The following is a 1,951-nucleotide window of genomic DNA, read 5'->3' on the forward strand; positions in this document are numbered from 1 at the left end:
AAGGCCCCCCCTGTCGGCGCGGCAGGTGCAGCATGCGGAGTGGGCGCGGTCGGTTTCGCGGCATTGGGCGGGATGCCGGAGCATCGCGGTCGCGAACGGGAAAGGCGGGGTGGGCAAGACGATGACAACCGCGATGCTCGCCGCCGCCTACGCCCGGTGGGGCGGCGGGAATGTGCTCGCGTGGGACAACAACGACACCCGCGGCACCCTGGGCTGGCGCACCGACACCGGGCTCTACGACACCACCGTCCGCGACCTCCTCCCCGCCGCATTGGAACTTCTCGCCCCGGATGCTGGGGTGTCGGACATTGCCCGGTTCGTGCATCACCAAGGTATGGACCGGTACGACGTGTTGCGTAGCAACCCCGAGCTTCTCGCCACCCACCAGCGCATCCACGCCGACCAGTTCGATCTACTGATGCGTGTCTCCGCCCGCTACTACCGGCTTGTGGTCTTCGACTCCGGGAACGACGAATCAGCAGACAGATGGCTGCGCATGATCGACTCCAGCGGCCAGCTGGTGATCCCCACCCTCGCCGCCCCCGAATCCGCCGAATCCGCCGCGCTCCTCCTCGACGCACTCCGCACCCGCGACGAGCACTCCGCCTACCTCGCCGACAACGCCGTCGTGATCGTCACCCAAGCAGAGGCCGCAGGCCGGGATGTGGCACGAATCGCCGCAGGGTTCGAAGGTCACGTGCGGGCCGTTCACACCATCCCTTACGACCGGGCCCTGAAATCCGGGCCACTGCGCTTCGACACCCTCCACCCCCGCACCCGGCACGCGTGGCTCGCCGCCGCCGCCGCTATCGCTGACGGCCTCGAACAGCACAGTGGTGAGCGGTATGAATGAGGGACTCCTCGGCCGGATCATCGCGGTGGGGATCGCCTGCAGCATCCTGCTGTCCCTCGCGTTCTCGTTCCTCACCGAAACGCTCGCCACCTGGATCTGCGGTACACGCCCCACACCGACCAGCCCGTTCTCCGGGCTCTGGCTCGCCCTCACCGGCGACCACAACGCGTATATGCCGATTGACGGATGTGCGCTCCCGGTCTGGCAGATCCGCGCCGCGGATGCCGCGGTCGTTGTTCTGATCGTCGCGGCAGCGGCGGTGGGGTTGGGGGCGTGGCGGCGGTACCGGCACTCCGACCGGTACTTCCTCACCGACCTCCGCCAACGCCCCGGATTCGCCCCCGCATCCGAAATCAAAGACCACCTCTCCGCCAGGGCCGTCCTGCGGCGGGCGGGGCAACTCCGCCCCGACCTCACCCGCCCGACGCCCGCGGACGTCGGGTGGCGGGTCGGCAGATCCCGCGGGATGGACGTGTATGTCTCCATCGAAGACTCCGTCGCCCTCGAAGGACCACCCCGGTCAGGGAAGGGATACCGGGTGCTGATCTCCGCGATCCTCGACTGGACCGGACCACTAATCACCACGTCAACGACGAACGACAACCTCACCGCGACAATGCGGATGCGGCAGACCCGGGGTAACGTGCACGTGTTCGACCCGCAAGGCCTCTCCGGCATCCGTCACCCGTTACGCATCTCCCCCATCGCCGGATGCGAAGACCCGCTCGTTGCGATGCAACGCGGCACGGCGATCATCACCGGCACCGCTCTGGGCTCTTCCACCACGAACGCGGAGTGGGCGCACGCGTCCGGTGTGGTCCTTGGCCGGTTGCTGCACGCCGCCGCTGTCGGCGGGTTCACCATGGCTGACATCTACGAATGGGGATCCAGCCCCACCCTCGCCCGCCGCGCCGTCGACGTCCTCCGCGCCGACGGCACCCCCGGATGGGGCGACTCCCTCGAGGCCACAATCAGCGGCGACGAGAAACTCGTCTCCGGCATCTGGTTCGGAGTCCAAGGAGCCGTCGCACCCCTCGCCGTCCCCCAAATCCGCGACACCCTCATCCCCCGCCCCGGCGACCCGACATTCGACCCGAA

General features: G+C 68.4%; 2 protein-coding genes. Both read left to right on the top strand.

Annotated features, from left to right (window positions below; genetic code table 11):
• On the top strand, window positions 1–853 hold an 853-nt coding region (locus C2868_RS10975), incomplete at its 5' end, for a ParA family protein (RefSeq protein WP_146048045.1).
• On the top strand, window positions 846–1,951 hold a 1,106-nt coding region (locus tag C2868_RS10980), incomplete at its 3' end, for a type IV secretory system conjugative DNA transfer family protein (protein ID WP_181003447.1). The genes C2868_RS10975 and C2868_RS10980, both read left to right, overlap by 8 nt.

This window comes from Microbacterium sp. CJ77 (assembly GCF_002911615.1).
Taxonomy (GTDB): Bacteria; Actinomycetota; Actinomycetes; order Actinomycetales; family Microbacteriaceae; genus Microbacterium.